The organism is Parageobacillus caldoxylosilyticus NBRC 107762, from assembly GCF_000632715.1.
GTDB lineage: Bacteria > Bacillota > Bacilli > Bacillales > Anoxybacillaceae > Saccharococcus > Saccharococcus caldoxylosilyticus.
Window position 1 is genome coordinate 1 of record NZ_BAWO01000092.1, and the last position, 1,343, is coordinate 1,343.

The 1,343-nt window shown below is 35.9% G+C and carries 1 protein-coding gene and 1 pseudogene; both read left to right on the forward strand.

The window, feature by feature from the left end; translation table 11 throughout:
• Positions 1-113: 113 nt before the first annotated feature.
• Positions 114-485: pseudogene (locus GCA01S_RS18200) on the forward strand (GNAT family N-acetyltransferase); the annotation flags it as partial.
• Between the two features lie 143 nt (positions 486-628).
• Entirely contained in the window at positions 629-1,228 is a 600-nt protein-coding gene (locus GCA01S_RS18205; protein ID WP_174407514.1) for a GNAT family N-acetyltransferase, read from the forward strand.
• Positions 1,229-1,343: the final 115 nt, after the last annotated feature.

Consider the following 1,343-nt stretch of genomic DNA (forward strand, 5'->3'; position numbering starts at 1 on the left):
ACGGGTTTTTAAGGTTAAATTCCTTTATACATAAAAATACAATGGGAGGGGAAAAGAGATGGGGATTTAGCGATAAGAACAGCTAATCAAGAAGATATTCCGCAACTTTTAAATATGATGGTTATGGATTATGGGCGGTTTGTTTGAAGGAAACGAATGAATTGATCGGTGATTGTGGTCTGGTTAAACAAAAAATAAATGACAGTATAGAAGTGGAGATTGGATACCACATAAATAAAAAATATTGGTCCAAGGGGTTCGCAACAGAAGCAGCCAAAGCGTGCAAGGAATATGCGTTTGATAAATTGGGTTTAAATAAGCTGATAAGCATTATTGACCCAAAAAATGTTCCATCCATTCGTGTGGCAGAGAAGATTGGTTTCACTAAGGAAAAGGAAGTATTTATTTTCGGTAAGAACCATTATATATACTCGGGGGTTAAAGAAAGTAACGAAGGGTTATTGAACGAATGGTGCGATAGTTAAATAAAAAATATGTACAAAAAGCTGCCTTATCATCATAAGGTGGCTTTTTCATTTGGTCGAAAATCAACCATTAACGATAATAGAGCTTTTTAGAAAAGGGATAATAGCATAGATTGTTGAATTCTGTAAGATAGGGGGTGAATATTTTGCGAAAGTTGTTGCTGAAAGGAAAAAGCATATCTCTGCGGACACCGACGCACGATGATTTGCCAATTCTATATAACCTGATATATGGTGTGGAGAATCCAGAATGGAAAAAGTATGATGCTCCTTATTATCCGCTTGAATTTTGCACCTTTGAAAAGTTTTCTAAGAGAATGAAAGAAAAAATGAATGTTACGGATGTACCAAGTCAAATGATTATAGAATATCAAGGTCAAATTATAGGGATGGTTAGCTATTATTGGGAGGATCAACGTACACGATGGCTTGAAATGGGAATTGTCATATATTCTCCTGAGCATTGGAATGGTGGGCTTGGAACCGAAGCATTATCTTTATGGATTGACTATCTCTTTGAAAATCTAACCATCGAGAGAGTGGGGCTTACAACTTGGTCTGGAAATCCACGAATGATAAGATGTGCGGAAAAATTAGGAATGCGATTAGAAGGAAGAATGAGAAAATGCCGCTACTATAATGGCGAATACTATGATTCCATCCGAATGGGTATTCTTCGAGAGGAATGGGATGAGTTTAAAAAGAATAATCCTTTATTCAACTCCCATGGAAGAACAAGTTAACTTCTATCATCTGTGGTGTCACGGAAGTGATGAATGAGTAGATTTTTGTATAATTTTGGTAGACAAAAATTAATTTAAGGAGAGAATGAAATGTTAATCGGCCATATCAAGGAAA